The following is a 15,638-nucleotide window of genomic DNA, read 5'->3' on the forward strand; positions in this document are numbered from 1 at the left end:
CCAGGATGTTTCAGGCGTGCCCGCCGACTGGTGCGGCACGGACTGTGATGGGGGTGGACTGCAAGTGCGGAAACGCATACTCGGACGCTGGGGCTCGGTGCTCGGCGTCGCGACCACGGGGGTGGTCATCGCGGCGGGTGCGCCGGCGGTGGCTGCCGCGCCGGATGTTCCGACGCAGGCGGTGGCGCTGGTCGACAGTGTCAAGCCGGTGCTGACGGCGAAGATGTCGAGCCCGTCGGGCGGGCAGGTCACGGCGAAGTTCTTCGCGGGGACGTATGCCGCCGGCGGGGCGTGGGACCTGGTCAACGGCGGTACGGTCACGGTGGCGTCGGGCTCGGTGGCCCGGCTGACGCTGCCGGTGTCGATGCCGATCGGTACGGAGTTCGACTGGCAGGTGCAGGCCTGCCAAAGCGGCACCTGCTCGGCGTTGACGACGCTTCAGGACACGCATGTCTCGCCGATGCTGGGCGCGGGTGCACGGCCGGGTGCGACGCGGCTGTCGTTCTCCGCCGGCGACCATGTCTCGGCGCAGGTCGACGTGGGCTCAGGGAATGTACTGGTGTCCACCAGCGATCTGACGCTGCCCGGGATCAACGGCGATGTCGGTCTCGGCGCGTCGTACAACAGCGAGTCGGTGGGATCCGGGTTCACCTCGACCTCGGCCGCCGCGGGGTACGGGTGGCTCCTGACGCCGTACGACATCTCGCTGACGGTGCATGAGGAAGGATCGGTGACCTACCGCGGCCAGGCCGGTGTAACGGGCCTGTTCGTGTCCACCGGCAGCAGCTTCACCGCGCCGGGCGGCTTCAAGGCGGACCTGGTCAAGAACAGCGACGGCACCTACACGCTGACCGACCACTCCAGCCAGACCAAGCAGACCTTCGACTCCGCCGGCAAACTCACCAAGATCACCGACCGCAACGGCAACACCACCACACTCGGCTACAGCGGCAGCCTGCCGGCCTCGATCATCGCGACCCGCGGCACCACCAGCCAGCGCACCGGCGTCTATGCCAATGCGTCGGGCCATGTGACGACGCTGAAGCAGACCGCCTCCGACGGCTCGGTCCGCACCGTCACCTACACCGTCAACAGCAGCGGCGACCTGGCCTCGGTCAAGGACACCCTTAACCGCACCACGTCCTTCGGCTACACCGCCCACCAACTGACGTCGATCACCAACCCCGGCGGCGGCATCACCAACTTCACCTACGGCGCCCGCGGGGTCACCTCCGTCACCCAGCACAACACCGCCACCGGCTCCCCCGGCGACTCCGTCACCCGGCTGTCCTACCCGACGGCCACGCAGACCCTGCTGGCCGCGCCGAACACCGACCAGACGCAGTCGGTTTCCACGGTTCCGCACACCACCTACGACCTCACCTCGGACAACACCGCGCACGTCACCAAGGCCACCGACGCCGACGGCAACGTCCGTTCCAAGACGTACACCGCGAACTTCGACACCTCCACCAGCACCGTCGGGTCCGGCAGCGGAGCCTCGACCTCGTCGAACGAGTACAACGCCAACGGCGGCGAGTCGCTGACCAAGACGACTTCCCCCACGGGTTCGTCGCAGTCCGCGCTCTACGGCAACACCGCCCCCGCCAGCAAGTACCTGCCGTCCTCCTCGACCGACGCCCAGTCCAACGCCAGCACCTACCACTACACCGGCGCCGGGCAGCGCGACGAGAGCACCGACGCCAACGCCGCCAACGCCAAGGTCACTTACAACAGCGACGGCACCGTCGCCACGTCCACCGACCCGGGCAACAGCACCAGCGCCACCTACGGCTACGACTCCGCCACCCACCAGGCCACCTCCGTCACCCCGGTGACCGGCGGCTCCCTGGGCGGGCAGACCTTCAGCTACGACAAGTACGGACGCCTGGCCACGGCCAAGGACGGCCGGAACATCACCACCACCTACGGCTATGACGACGCGGACCGCATCACCTCGGTCACCTACTCCGACAGCACTCACGCCGTCGGGTACACCTACGACGGCTTCGGCCGGGTCTGGACCCGCACCGACGGCACCGGCACCACCACCTACACCTATGACGACCTCGGGCACCTGGCCACCCGCACCGCGACCTCCGGCGGCGGCACCCTCACCTACGGATACGACAAGTCCGGCAACCTCGTCACCCTCACCGACGCCCGCGGCACCGCCACCTACAGCTACGACGACGCGAACCTGCTGACCCAGCTCATCACCGCGGCGCCGGCCTCCACCAAGATCCGCTTCGCCTACGACGACCACGGCCGCCGCACCGACACCTGGTTCGGCACCGACACCAACCACACCATCTACAAGGCCCACGTCCACCAGGACTTCGACGCCTCCGGCCGCCCCTCACGAGTCTGGGCCGACCAGGGCCCCGCCACCTCGCCCACCCGCCAGTTCGACGTCACCTACTGCCGCGCCGCAGGCGGCACCCCCGGCACCACCTGCTCCGCCGCCACCACCGACGACCGCAGCCTCCTGCAGTGGTCTAAGGACAACCTGACGGGGAAAACGACGACCTACGGATACGACCCGGGCAACCGGCTGACGTCAGTGGCGACTTCGGGAGGTGGGACCACGTACAGCTACGGCTACGACGCACGCGGCAACCGCATCACCGCCACCGGGACAACCACCCTCACCCACAACGCCGCCAACCAGATCACCACCAGCGGCTACACCTACGACGCCGCCGGGAACCTCACCAAGACCCCGTCCCTGTCCTCGGTCACCTACAACGGTGCCGGCCAGATGACGGCGGCGACCACCTCCACCGGAACCGGCACCTACACCTACGCCGGCACCGGGCAGACCGAGCTGACCCACCAGACCACCGACGACGGCGAGAACGTCGACTACGTCTACGGCCGCCCCGACGGCAACGGCCAGCCCGTCATCGAACAGGTCACACTCGACGCGGGCACCGCCTACATCGACCACGACCCCACCACCGGCCAGCCCCTGGTCCTGCGCACCACCACCGGCACCGAGGCGTACTACATCATCGACGGCTTCGGATCCCCCGTGGAATTCATCAACCAGTCCACGGTCACCTCCACCGTCTACCAGTACGACCCCTACGGCGCCTACCAGACCACCACCGCCACCGGCTCAGCCGCAGCCCAGAACCCCTACCGCTTCGTCGGCGGGACCTACGACCGCACCACCGGCTGGATCAAATACGGCCAACGCTGGTACAACCCCACCACCGGCCGCTTCACCACCCAGGACACGTACTCCTTCCTCGCCGACCCGGCCAACGGCAACCGCTACGCCTACGCCGCCGACGACCCCATCAACAACGTCGACCCGACGGGAAATCTGTCATTCGACATTGGGGGTGAAATCTGCGATGTGCTTTGCCTGGGAGGTGGCCTCAGCATCAACAGCGACGGGAGTGTGCACCCCTACGTGGCCGTCGGAGGTGGTACCCCCGGGGCCAGCGCTGACGCAAGCCTCGCATCCGGTTCGGCTTCACGAGGACTAACTGGCGAGTACGGCTGCGGGTTCGGCCCCCTGGAGCTCTCTAAATCCACGGACGAATCGGAAAGCGTGGGAACTGGTGGCGATTCCGGGAAATGTTCCGGAACACTCAAGTACACATTCTAAGAATCAGGCAGAAAGGGATCCGATGGACTCGCTTATGATTATCGCTCAAAAGAGCAGACCAGATGGTCCGTCGTGGTTTCCGTATCTGTTCCTCGCCGTCGCCGTACTCGTAGGGATCTTCCTTGCAATTCGGTTCATGAAGCGGCGCAGGTAAACGGTTGGGGTGGCCTCCGGCCAGCCGGAGGCCACCCCTTTCTTGCAGGGGTGAATCATGAAAATATTGGTCGGAATATTCCTGATGATATTTGGCGCGCTCTTCGCGATTTTTGCTTCGAAATTTTCAGTACGTAAATCTGGCGCCAAGGAAAAATTCTTTTCCCGCTCAAATGAAATCTCTTTTAGGCTAATCGGTGCGGCCATCTGCGCCGCGGGGCTCCTCTATGCAATCGGGATTATTGGATAAAGCGAGAGAGCGGCCCTAATAGCGCGCTCATGCCGAGAGCGCGCAGCACGACCAGGGCAACGACAGATCGCCGAACGAGAGGGGCCGGACACCATGTCTGCGGTGAGGAGACCGTCGAGGTCAAGATCTGGTGGTCACCGTGTACAACTAGTGAACACCCTTCGGGGAATCCCCGAGCTGCATGGACGGCGTGGAGCGGGTCGAGCAGCGCACGCCGACGCTCACCCGATGGGTGACGAAGGCCGGCTGCGCCACGCGAGAGTTCGACGCCGAGAACACCGAGCAGATCCGCGAACCCGGGCCGACCGACTGTGAAATCGGAGCGCCGCCGATTCCATAGAGGGCCAACATGAGGATTTTCGTCCGAACTTCACTTCGCTGCCAACCACATCCGATCAGCGAATCGATACAGAGGGAGCGCCCGAGAACTGCGTGCAGTGTGGGCAGCACGGGAAGGGCGGACTGAGCAACTGCACTGCTTGGGCTGCCTGTTGGGGAATGACGCCGTTGCCGAGCGCGGTGAGCTGGGCCGGCCGACCGAGTCCGGGTGTGGCGGTCACCCAGCCCTCGGGCAGACCCTGCATCCACTCCACGAAGGCCGGGCGCAGGCGCCCGGCCGCGTCGGTGGGCGGCGGTGCGGGACGGGTGAGGGTCTCCCATCGGGTGATGGCGGCGCCGTAGGGCCCCCACCGCCCGCTGCTTCCTCCGTATCCGGAGTCGTGTCCGTCCACAGCGGCAGGACCACCGCCGACAGCGGTGGTCGCCGGCCCACCCCCGAACGCCGTCCAGGGGTGCCGGTGTCGCTCGCCCACGTAGGGAGTCGCGAGGCCGCCGCCGACGGGAGGGTGAAGTCGCCGTTGCCGTGTCGCTGGTTCGGTGAGCCCTTGATCCCGTCCGACGCTTTCGGGGTCGGCAGTAGCCACTCCACCTCGTCGGCCAGATTGGGCCGTGTCCGCTGCTCTTCCTCTTCGCCGGGTGCTGGCTCCCGCCGTTCGACCCGATGTTGGCCGTCGGCGTTTTGAGTAGAGTGTCCGGTGGGCCAAGCGGCGAGGAAGGTCCGCTCGCGCCGGTGCGGGGCCCCGATGTCGGAGGCGCGAAGCATGAGCCAGCGTGCGTCGTACCGGAGGTCGGCCAGGGAGCCGAGTACGGCACCAAGTGCCCGCAGAGCAGGCTGGGCTGGGTCGTCTCCCAGACACCACGGGCAGAATTCCACGTCGCCAGGGGAACCGGCCGGCGAGGTGAGGAGTCCTCGGACATTCTCGATCACCACCAGGCAGGGGCGGAGGGCTTGGACCGCACGGGCCACGTGCAGCCACAGCCCCGAGCGGGTTGCAGGGTTGAGTCCGGCGCGGCGGCCGACGACCGAGACGTCTTTGACAGGGGAAGCCCGCGGTCAGCACGCACACCCGGGGCACATCGCCCCAGCTGGTGGTGGTGATGTCGCCGTAGTTGGGCACGAGTGGCCAGTGGCGGGCGAGGATTCGGGAGGCATCGGGATTGATCTCGGCATGCCAGGCCACCGTGCCGCCGAGAGCGGCCTGAACTCCCAGTTCCAAGCCGCCGTAACCCGAGCAAAGGCTGCCGATCGCGGGCCCGGCGGTCGACGGGGGCGGCATGTCAGCGCCCCTTCACGGTAGTCGGTGCCAAGTGGATCGGCGCTGGTACCGAAGCGGCGGGTTCATTGACGACGGCGGCGACGGGCCCGGACAGGTGGGGCGAGGCGGGGTCCTGGGCGCTGATGAGGTGCAGCACGGCATCGAACTCAGTGATGAGCGCGTCGAGTTCGGTGCCCGGGTGGTGCGGCTGATTCATGTGTGGCTCCGGGAAGGTGGCCGTACCGGCGGCACGGCAGGGGTTGTAGCGGGTGCCCCGGGTGCTGGTGCGGGCGGGGTGCTGCGGGCGCGGGCGGCGCGGACCTGGGCCGGAGGCGGGCCGGCGGCGGGTTCGTCGTGGACCGCAGGCAGTGCCGGCGGGCGGGTGCCGGTGGTCCAGCGCTGCCGGACTTCGTGAAGGACGCCGAGGGCGGCAAGGGCTTGGTTGATGAGCTGGCCGGGGGCCAGGGCGTCGGTGGTGGCCAGGTCGCGGATGGTGCGCGCGGTCACGGCGGCGGTCCGCAGCAGCGCCGAGCGTGCTACCTCCTCGCCGAGCCACTGGGCGCTGCCGGGCCCGACACCCTGGCAGATCGCGGTGATCTGCTCGCCGGTCACGGTGCCGCCGGCAAGCAGGCCGCGCCGCTGGGCCTCCCACAGAAGGGTGACCTGGTCGATGGGTTCGCCGCGGTGGTGCAGCGCGCCGAGGCAGCGGTAGAGCTGGCCGTGCGCGGGGTTGCCGAAGTCCTGGGGCCGCAGCCAGCCGATGACCTCGTCCATGCCGGACGGCCGCTCGGTGAGAGTCGCCAGGAGCAACTGCTCGTTGTCCGAGACCGCCTGGGCCCCGGTCGGCAGCGGGTCGGGGGAAAGAATCGGAGGCGCGGGAGTGACGGGGCGCGGTTCGGTGCCCCAGCGCCGGGCGAGGTCATCCAGCACGGCCGCCAGTACGTCCGCGTGGTGGAGGGTGTTCTCGACTTCGCCGCGGACCGCGTCGGCGCGGGCGGTCTGGTGGAGGCGCACCGCCTGTTCGGTGACCGTGCGGTGGATGGCGCCTTCCAGGACCATCCGCCCGTAGACCGGGGCGTGTTCGGGGCGGGGACAGGCCGAGACCAGGGTGTGCGCGTACACCGGGGTCACGCCGCGCGTGTGCTTCCCGGCTTCGGTGACGGTGTCGCTCACCCATTCAAGCGGCACGGTGCCGTCGGCGGTCAGGACCGGTTTCCCCTTTGACCGCAGGTGGCGCAGCGCCGCGAACAGTGCCTGGTGGGCGGGCCGGTAGAAGTGCTCGGGCTCCAGCCAGTCGAGGTGGTCGAGCTGGCCGGGGTCGAGCAGGACCGCGCCGAGTACGGCCTGCTCGGCCTGCAGCAGCGGCCTCATCACCGCCTCCCGGAACGCAAGGGCAGCGGGGACAGGGCGGCGACGGCCCGGTCGGCAGCGGCCATCGCCACGGCGAAGCGGTCCAGCTCGACGGCGAGGGCGCGGTCAGCCGGAACGGTGCCGCTGGCGGCGGTCAGCAGCCATTGGCCGCCGCGCCGCGCAACCGGCAGATCACCGAACGGCCTGGTGAGGGAGGAAGAAGCGGAGGAGGACATGAGTGCTCCAGCAGGCAGGAAGGGGGGAAGGCGTGGTCATGCGGTGATGTCGAAGTCGTCCTGGACAGAAGCGCCGGAGCGGCACGACCAGGGTGAGCAGCCGTCCGGCTCACCCAGTTCCAGATCCGCCTCGGCGGCGGCCTCGAACAAGTCACCCTGGAGCGAAGCGCGTTTCTGCGCGGTGACATGGTCGATGGGCGCCTCGGACAAGGGCACCCGGCTGCGATGGAGGTATGCGGTGCCGAGCAGCGGCTTCCCGTCGGCGTTGGCCCTGGCGTTGCCCGCGCGGATCGCGGCGTCGAAGTCCACGACGTCCGCCCATTCCGCCGGGCTGGTGTCGCGCAGGCTCCTCCACTGCTGATTACCGTGGTAGGGACAACCCAGACACGCACTTTTGGGCGTCGATCCGAAGCCGCGTTCGCGCAGCAGACGCTGGCAGTCGGCGCGGGACAGGCCGAGGTCGATCAGCGGGAAGACGTTCTTCATGTACGCGACGTCGGCGTCCTTGGCGCGGTGGAACTCGTCCGTGGAGATGCCGATCCACTGCTCGACGAAGGTCCCCTTGGGGATGCGCCGGGGGTAGGGGTGGCCGAGCAGTTCGCGGACCTGGATCTTGATCGGCCGGATCTTGTACTGCCCCGTGCACTGGCGTCGTGACATGCCTATGCCGCCGTCGGCGTTGAGAATGTGCAAAGGCATCGAAGCGAAGCGCTTGTCCGGGTCCAGGGCGTCGGTGCGAATGTTGCCGGAGGAGACCCGCAGGATCGGAATACCGGCAGGGCGGGCGACTTCGCGCTCGATCCGGTCCAGGTGCTCGTAGATCGCGCGGGGCTCCCAGCCGGTGTCGGCGAAGATCGCCGCATCCAGTCGGGGCAGGCGGCCTTCGGCGGCCAGGAGCAGCAGGCTGGTCGACTGCACGCCGGCACCCAGGCTCAGCACGCGCAGCGCCGGGGCGCTCATGACGCAGCCTCGAAGTCGTCACGGCCCAACGTGGCCTTGGCGAGCGCGCGTTCGGTGATCGCCGCGGTGGCGGCGGCCGAAGCGGGGCCGATGGTCTTGGCGGCGGGCTCGGTGTACCAGGGGCGCAGGGTGAGCATCGCGACCCGCAGGCCGGTGGCGAGAATGAGTGCTTTGCCCTTGGGCAGGGCGCGGATCGCGTCCGGGGGCAGGATCCGTTCGGTCCGCATGCTGACGGAGGTGGACTTGCCGGACTCGCTGGTGGAGACCGAGGTGGTCTGCACGTCGTGGTCGCCGACCATCCGGGAGAGCCGGTCGGCGAAGTCCGCGTCATCGATACCGCTGCCGATGATCTTGACGGTGGCGGCCGACCAGAGGGCGTCCATGCCCTGCTCGCCCCAGCACTTCTGCCCCTGCCGGTAGGACTGCAGGATCGTCATAGGGATGACGCCCCGGCTGCCCAAGTGCGAATACAGGTCGGGGAGATCGCTGATCCGGCACACGTTCGCGGCCTCGTCCAGCACGCACAGGGCCGGGGGGTCGAGGCGCCCGCCGGAGCGTTCGGCGACGATCACGGCGGAGCGCATGACGGCGTCGGCGGCTGCGGCGATGATCGCGCTCGCGCTTCCGCCGCCGTCCTTGCTGAGCAGGTACAGCGTGTCGCGGGAGGTGGCGAACGCGGCCGGTTGGAACTCCGGCAGATGTTTGGCGGGCGTGACCCAGGCGGCGACGTCGGGGTCGAGGAGGCAGCTCGCGTACTGCCGCGCCGTCTCGAAGATGCCGTCCCTTGTTTCGACGGCGCCGGAGACGGTGCCCTGGGGCTGGGCGGCGACCGCGTGGTGGCCGGCGTCGGTGAGCAGGTCGACCGGGTTGCGGTCGGCCGGTGCCGCCAGCCATGCCAGGACGTCGGTGATCGGGCGGTGGGTCGAGGCGGCGGCCAGGAACAGCGCGCCGAGTGTGTTGGCGGCGGCGGTGGACCAGAAGTCCGAGCCGTTCGACTCGTCGACGGATGCGGCGACGAAGTGCCCGGCAAGCCGTTTGGCGCCGGCCAGGTCGCGGGCGTCGGCGAGGATGTCCCACCACATCTGACGGGGGTGGTGGGCGATCTGCTGCGGATCCAGCGTCCACACGGTGCCCACGGCGGTACGGGCGTCCACGGTGGCGGTGTACGCGTCGTTGGCGGCTTTGTTGCTGGTGAGCAGGACCGGGCCGGGGGCGGCGAGGATCGCGGGGATGGCCAGCCCGGACGTCTTCCCGGAGCGCGGGGCCATGATCGCGCAGATCACGTCCTCCCACGAGGCGCGGACCTCGGCCCGGCCGGGGGAGAGGGTACCGAGGAGGATGCCGCGGTCAGCGGGTGCGACCTCTTTTACTCTCCCGGCCGTTCAGGCTCGGCCGCAGGTCACGGGCCTTGGCGGTGACCTCCTTGGCCAGGAGCGGCGCGACATCGCCCTTGCGGGCCAGGCCCGTTGATGCGCCGGCGCGTAGGCGCAGCCACACGGTGACCGCGGTCGCGGCCAGCGCGGCGGTGAGGAGTCCGGGGACGATACGGGCGCCGATCAGGACGGCGGTGGCGCCCAGGTGCGGCCACAACAGGCCGGGGTGGAGCAGGGCGTCGGCGGCCCGGAACCGCTCCCAACGACCGTCCCCGACGCAGGCGTTCGTGAGGTTTCCGGTGAGCCAGGCCAGCGAGCTGAAGGCCAGAGCTGCTCCGAGTGCGCCGAAGAGGAGATAGAGGAGTGCGTCGGTGCCGGTGGTGGTCGAGGGCGGGCGTGTGCGTGGGGATGACATGAGGGTGTCCTGACGGGAGAAGAGGGTGGCCGTACGGCGGGGAGGCGGTTTCTCCTGCTGGTCACGGGTGGTCTCCTAGCGGGTGCGGGTGTTCGCGGATGCTGTCGGAGCGGGTGCCGGTGCGGCGGGTGCGGGCGGTGAGGGCGTGCGTACGGCGCCAGCGGCGGGGGAGGGGCGGGTCGCGGCCTGCCGGCGGCGCTGGTAGCGGTCGTGGTCGGCGACCATCGCACCGCGGACGAGCAGCATCGGGTCGAGGCTGGTGATGAAACCAGCCCGGGTGAGGGCCTCGGCTGCCTGGGTGGCGCAGGTCTTGTCGGCGGCCCAGCCATCGTCACGGGCCAGGATCCGGCAGTGGGGCCCGAGCCAGTCCGGGTCGAGGATGAAGCCGTGCTCCCACAGGATCTGGTGGGCGGCATCGGGTGCGCCCGTGCGTGTGTCGGCGAACACGCCGTGCTCGTACCAGATTTCGACGTCGGTGCCGTACAGGTCGGCGCGGTTGGGACGGGACGGTTGGCCCATGGCGGCATGCTCCTTTGTCCGGGTCAGCGGGAACGTTGGATTGCGGTGATGTGGCACGGGCCGGGCACCGGTCTGTTGGATTCCGGTGGCGTCGGCGCGGACGGCTGCGTCCACAGCCGCACCGATGTGGTGCTGTGCTTGGAGGACCGTGCGGTGGATCTGGTGCAGGGCGGGGATCAGGTGCTGCGGGGGAAGGGAGCCCCAGACCGGGGCCGGGCCGTCGAGGGAGTACGTCGATGCGATCGGCTCGTCCAGGACGCCGGTGAAGATCGGACCGTCGCGTAGTTCCTCTTCGACGAGTTCGTGAGCGAGCTGGACGGCGGCGTGACGGACGTCCGCGCCGGTCGCCCACGGCTCCACGCCTGGCGGCACGAGGTGGTCCAGCGACACCGGGACCGCGTCGGTGCCGGGGGCGTCTTGGCCGGAGGTGGCGAGGTAGGCGTGGTCGGCCGCGTCGCTGACCAGACACTGCACCGTGTCGGCGACGGCGGCGAAGCCGCCGGCCCGCAGAACAGACCTCGTATCCCGGCTGCCGACCATGTGCGAGCTGTCGATGGCCAGGTCCTGCAGGAACTCCCCGGTTCCAGAAGGGTGGTCGAGCCGTTGCAGGGCCTGGGCGCAGACTTCAGCAGCAGCCCGGCGGACGTCCTCGTCGGTGAACGGGGGGTCGCGTTGAACCGAGGGGAACAGGACGTGGCCGAGGTGACGGTTTTCCTCCATGACGTGTCCTCTGCACCGTGGCCGGTTGTCACGGCGTCACGGTCAGCGTCAGGCTCTCGCAGAGGAGGTCGCAGCGGGTGTGGGCGTGGCCGGCGCTGTCGGCGGTGACGATGAAGAAGCCGACGCGGGCGGTGGACAGATCGCCGTGCGGCGGCAGCGCGACACGGTCGCCGACCGCGCGCAGCCAGGTCACCTCGCGCAGCCAGCCGGGGGCGACGCCGGGCTTGACCGGCAGATGAGCCGTGTCGAGCGTGCCGCTGGCCGGCGGGTACAGGATTTTGATCGCGGCCGTTCGGTGGGCGGTCGGTGTCAGTGAAGGAACGTTTCCGCAGGCGATGTCGGCGGCGGCGCGGGGCAGGTCGATGCCGGTCGCGAGCCGGACGAGGGTGCCGATCCGGTCGCCGCCGGTGCGCGCGTTGACCTCGATCAGCCGCGGTCCGTTCGCGGTCAGTCGCATTTCGACGTGCTGGACGCCGTCGGTGAGGCCCAGGGCGCTCACCGCCTTCGCGGCGACCGGCGCGACGTGCGGCAGGAGCGGGTCGCCCGCGGTCACGGTGTGCCCGGTCTCCTCGAAAAACGGCTCGAAACCGACGTCCTTGCGGGTGACGGCCACCGCCGTGGTCGTACCGCCGACGGTCACGCACTCCACGCTGATCTCCGGGTCGCGCAGGAACTCCTCGACGAGGACCCCGGACCCCTCCGGGCCCATCGCACCCGCTCCGGCGGCGGCGAACTCCCAGGCGGCGGGCAGCTCTTCGGCGCTGTTGACGCGGATGACACCGATGCTCGCGGCATGCGATGCCGGTTTGAGGACGACCGGGTATCCGGTGCGGGCCGCTGCGGCGGTCGCCTCGTCGAGGGTGTCGACGCAGGCGTACGCCGCCGACGGCACGTGGTGTGCGACGAACCGTGCGCGGCTGGCGGCCTTGTCGCGGGCCGCGGTCACCGACTCCACGGTGTTGCCGAGCAGGCCGAGGCCTGCGGCGAGCCGGGCTGTGGGGACCAGGCAGTATTCGTCCCACGTCACGACTCCGGCGACGGTGTGCCGGCCGGCCAGGGCGAGCCCGGCGGCGAGCACGGCCGCGGGGTCGTGGGGGGCGGCGACCTCGAAGTCGGCGACCAGGTGCGGCTTGAACGCCGGCGGCTTGACGTCGATCAGCGCGACCTGATAGGTGGCAGCCGCCTGTTCCAGGCAGTACCCCCGGTAGTCGGGGTCGGTGCCGCCGACGACGATGAGCAGCGGGCTGGTGGTGCGGGACATGCGGGAACCTCCGGGCGGGAGACGGACGGGAACAAGGGAGAGCGGGAAAAGGGGCGGAGTCGGGACGACGGTGGTCATGGCGTGTCCACCGGCTGGGCCCGGTCGCTGCGGTGCACCGCCAGGACCGTGCGCGATGGCGGTTCGCAGGCGGAGCGGTGGCGGCGCAGTCCGCCGAAACACGCGGCGAGCACCACGCCCTGACCGGCGGCGCAAGCCAGCAGCAGATGCGGAAGGCCGTCGGCGGGCACGGCCGCGACCAGTGCCCCGGCAATCGGCAGCGGCAGCAGCACCACGATGATCGTGACCGCCAGGGTCGACCCGAACTCCGTGGGCGGGATGAGCCGGGCACGGGCACGCAGGGTGCGCAGCACCACGGTCAGCGCGCCCTCGGCCGCCATCAGCACGGCGACGGCGGCGGTGTAGGCGGCGAAACCGGGGGCCAGGCCGACGCCGAGGCAGGCGACGGTCGACACGGCGCCGGCAACGGCGCCGACCGGCCACACCGACCAGCGGTCCATGGCCCGCCGGGTGGCGATCACGGTGAACAGGGAGGCGACGGCCGCCGCGCTCCACACTGCACCGACAGCGGCGGTGGAGTAGTGGAAGCGGTGGACCACGGTGATCGGGGCGGCGGCCTGCAGGACGCCGGAGGCCAGGTTGGACGCGGCGAGCCCGGCGACCAGCCACGCCAGAGCCGGAGTACGGCGCAGGGTCCGCCACCCGGTGATCAGACTGCTCGGCGCACGACGGTGGTCCGCCGTGATCTCGGCTGCGATGGGCGCGGCGACCGCTGCGGTCATCGCCAGCAGTGCGACCAAGGCCAGCAGTACGCCCGGTCCGGCCAGCAGCAGCGCGCCGCCCATCAATGGGCCGACGAGTACGGCGCCTTGGTCGATCCCGGTCTGCGCAGCCTGCAGACGATGCGCCTGGTCTCCCAGATGACGGCCGGCTTCGGCGCCGAGGGTCTCCACCGCGACGAAGGAGACCTCCGCCAGCAGCCCCGACACCGACCCGAAGACCAGGACAACGATCGTTGTCGCGGTCCCCGTACTGGGCAGGGTGGTCAGCAGGCCGGCGATCAAAGCGACCAGGATGGCGCGGAAGAAGTTCGTGGAACGGAAGACGTGAGCGGCGCCGAAGCGGTCGGTCAGGGCTCCGGCGAAGGTGAAGGCTGCCAGGCGCGGTGTCCACTCCAGCAGGAATGCCAGCCCCGTCAGGGCGGTCGAGCCGGTGGTGATCAGCACCAGCAGCGGGATGGCGTAGGTCGCCGTGGCGCTGGCCAGGGCATCGGCGGCCCGCATGAGATAGAGGGGCGCCTGACCGTCGGAACGGAGGCGGAGGGCGGGCATCACGCGCATCGCCGGTCACCGGTTCCGGGGAGCGGAGTCGCGCGCCGGGCCGGCGGGCGGCGCCGCGGCCGGTCCGGAGGGGGTGGTGGTCCGGGAGGCTGACGCCTGGGTCGCGGCGGGCGAGGAGGACAGGGCCGCGTGGCGTGTCGATGCCGGATCTGCCGTGGCGGTGCGCATCCGGGCGTCGCCCTCACCGACGCGGCGAATGTGGGCGTCGATACCGAGCAGGACGTTCTGCGCGGCGCCGACGTGCTCCCACGCCACCCCGAGGCGGTCACCGAGTTCATGCGCCGTGCCAAGTGGGTCGAGGTCGTCGAGCTGTTCCTCTGCGGCACACAGCGCCTCGGTCAGCCGGTCGAGGACACCTGTGTCGGGGGCCGCGACCGTGCTGACTTCACGGGCAAGCCCGTCGGCCGTGGTGGTGGCACGTATCCGGTCGGTCAGATCGAGAAGACCGTCCCCGACCAAGCGCGCGGCACTGGCCGTCACCATTGCCGCGCTCTCAAGAACCGGATCCAGTTCGACGGTGTAGCAGCGGGCGGCCCGGAGCATGTCGGCCGCGTGGACGGCAACAGATGCCTGTTCGTGCCGGTCCATAGAGGTCGGCAGCCGGTGACTGGGGCCGCGCCAGTCGTAGGCGAACCCAGCGTGGTTCAGGAGGGACTTGGCGAGGCTGTCGCCGCCGCGGGCGACGACGCTGCCGCTCGGCTCGGCGGCGATGGTGACGGTAATGGGCATCGGCGTCTCCAGTACGGGGGGCGTGGGCTGTGATGTGGCCGGCAGGTGGCCGATTTCTGCGGCGATGCGTCGACACTCGGTCTGGACACGGAAGGCGTCGCGGTAGGCGTTGTGCAGGCGGCCGTCCTCGCGGGCGAGGGTCGCCACGACGTGCACCTGCCGGGGCTGATTGCGCACGGCGATCCAGCGGCAGGCGTCCGGATCGCCGCCGGACGCGACAGAGACCTCCGCCACCCGGCGGGCGACATCCGCCCACTGGTCATCACTCAGATCGCGTTGGCAGGGATCGGAACGGACCGAGCAGATCCATACCGGCCGCTCCGGCGCGCTGGCGCCGAGGCGCACGACGGGCGCGTCCAACGCGTGGGCCAGGTTGGGCAGGCTGTCGGCGTGGGTGAGCAGGCCAGACGGGGATTGCTCTGGTCGCCCCGCTCGCCCGGCCCGTAGAGGTAGGCGAACAGACCGGCGGTGTTGCTGGCGCGCTGAAGATGGGCAATCACGGCATGGACCTCGAAGGAGAGCGACGGCGTGAAGCCCGTGATCGGGCTTCCGGGTGATGAGGATCCGCAGAATCCGTGATTTGGCCCGTCTGGGAACTGGTGGTAGAGGCCCTACACGTTCGTTGCCAGCTATGGCGGAGACCAAGGTCCTCGCAAGCCCTTGGCGGGTTCGGTCCCGTACCGCGACGTACGCGTCGGTTCGGTGAGAATGCGGATGATGGTACGTATCACCGGCGCCGTGCGCAGCCACCCTGCTGACGCATCCGCATCCACGCGTCGCCGAACCATCGCCAACGCAGGGCAATACCCAGGTCCGTTTGGACACGACCGCAGTTGGTCCGGTCTCGAGGCTGTGGCGAACCACCCTCAGCCCCTGGCAGTGCCCCGACTCCGATGCGACCGCCGAAACGCACTCCGCGGGCTGACTATCACGTGGATTGCACCAATTTAGTAGTTATTGGCCAGTTAATTCATTACTCCGCTTTCGGAATGCACTTGACGCTGCTTCGAGCTGCCACAACAATCATTGCTTCTGAGTGTCGTGTGAAGATTCCGTGGGGGGATCCGGTGGGTGGGTCATGGCGTCATGTGCGGCGAGGC

At 69.7% G+C, this 15,638-nt stretch carries 11 protein-coding genes and 3 pseudogenes; 2 read left to right on the plus strand and 12 right to left on the minus strand.

Features of this window, described 5'->3' with window-relative positions; all coding sequences use genetic code 11:
• Nucleotides 1-64: 64 nt before the first annotated feature.
• The gene (locus tag ACZ4EF_RS31040) at nt 65-3,619 is read left to right on the plus strand and encodes an RHS repeat-associated core domain-containing protein (protein WP_467507401.1); all 3,555 of its coding nucleotides are present in this window, start codon (nt 65-67) and stop codon (nt 3,617-3,619) included.
• A 45-nt stretch (nt 3,620-3,664) separates the two neighbouring features.
• On the opposite strand, the gene ACZ4EF_RS31045 is transcribed toward ACZ4EF_RS31040, so the two are convergent.
• Nucleotides 3,665-3,979: a hypothetical protein gene (locus ACZ4EF_RS31045; RefSeq protein ID WP_467507403.1), complete on the minus strand. Its 315-nt coding sequence runs from the start codon at nt 3,977-3,979 to the stop codon at nt 3,665-3,667.
• A gap of 197 nt (nt 3,980-4,176) precedes the next feature.
• Between ACZ4EF_RS31045 and ACZ4EF_RS31050 the strand changes: the two are divergent.
• Nucleotides 4,177-4,311: pseudogene (locus ACZ4EF_RS31050) on the plus strand (SRPBCC family protein); the annotation flags it as partial.
• 267 nt (nt 4,312-4,578) lie between these two features.
• Here the strand turns inward: ACZ4EF_RS31050 and ACZ4EF_RS31055 are convergent.
• From ACZ4EF_RS31055 to ACZ4EF_RS31105, 11 genes and pseudogenes are all read right to left on the minus strand, one after another.
• A complete protein-coding gene (locus tag ACZ4EF_RS31055) occupies nt 4,579-5,340 on the minus strand; it encodes a DNA cytosine methyltransferase (RefSeq protein WP_467507515.1) in 762 nt (253 codons plus the stop codon).
• Between the two features lie 115 nt (nt 5,341-5,455).
• Nucleotides 5,456-5,638: pseudogene (locus tag ACZ4EF_RS31060) on the minus strand (DNA cytosine methyltransferase); the annotation flags it as partial.
• Nucleotide 5,639: 1 nt separating this feature from the next.
• Nucleotides 5,640-5,834, minus strand: coding sequence for a hypothetical protein (locus ACZ4EF_RS31065; RefSeq protein ID WP_467507405.1), 195 nt, complete (start codon nt 5,832-5,834; stop codon nt 5,640-5,642).
• Nucleotides 5,831-6,988, minus strand: coding sequence for a DnaB-like helicase N-terminal domain-containing protein (locus ACZ4EF_RS31070; RefSeq protein WP_467507407.1), 1,158 nt, complete (start codon nt 6,986-6,988; stop codon nt 5,831-5,833). The genes ACZ4EF_RS31065 and ACZ4EF_RS31070 overlap by 4 nt, the downstream gene beginning before the upstream one ends.
• A complete protein-coding gene (locus ACZ4EF_RS31075; RefSeq protein ID WP_467507409.1) occupies nt 6,988-7,203 on the minus strand; it encodes a hypothetical protein in 216 nt (71 codons plus the stop codon). The genes ACZ4EF_RS31070 and ACZ4EF_RS31075 overlap by 1 nt, the downstream gene beginning before the upstream one ends.
• 36 nt (nt 7,204-7,239) lie before the next feature.
• A complete protein-coding gene (locus ACZ4EF_RS31080; RefSeq protein WP_467507411.1) occupies nt 7,240-8,163 on the minus strand; it encodes an adenine nucleotide alpha hydrolase family protein in 924 nt (307 codons plus the stop codon).
• Nucleotides 8,160-9,951: pseudogene (locus ACZ4EF_RS31085) on the minus strand (type IV secretory system conjugative DNA transfer family protein). Before ACZ4EF_RS31085 ends, ACZ4EF_RS31080 begins: the two are co-directional and overlap by 4 nt.
• A 75-nt stretch (nt 9,952-10,026) precedes the next feature.
• Nucleotides 10,027-11,190, minus strand: coding sequence for a hypothetical protein (locus ACZ4EF_RS31090; RefSeq protein ID WP_467507413.1), 1,164 nt, complete (start codon nt 11,188-11,190; stop codon nt 10,027-10,029).
• 28 nt (nt 11,191-11,218) lie between these two features.
• Entirely contained in the window at nt 11,219-12,451 is a 1,233-nt protein-coding gene (locus tag ACZ4EF_RS31095; RefSeq protein WP_467507414.1) for an ATP-grasp domain-containing protein, read from the minus strand.
• 74 nt (nt 12,452-12,525) lie between these two features.
• Nucleotides 12,526-13,800: an MFS transporter gene (locus tag ACZ4EF_RS31100; protein ID WP_467507416.1), complete on the minus strand. Its 1,275-nt coding sequence runs from the start codon at nt 13,798-13,800 to the stop codon at nt 12,526-12,528.
• A 15-nt stretch (nt 13,801-13,815) separates the two neighbouring features.
• Nucleotides 13,816-14,898 carry a hypothetical protein gene (locus ACZ4EF_RS31105; RefSeq protein WP_467507417.1) on the minus strand — a complete coding sequence of 361 codons (1,083 nt, stop codon included), beginning with the start codon at nt 14,896-14,898 and terminating at the stop codon, nt 13,816-13,818.
• Nucleotides 14,899-15,638 lie beyond the last annotated feature (740 nt).

Source organism: Streptomyces sp. NPDC025721 (assembly GCF_055558595.1).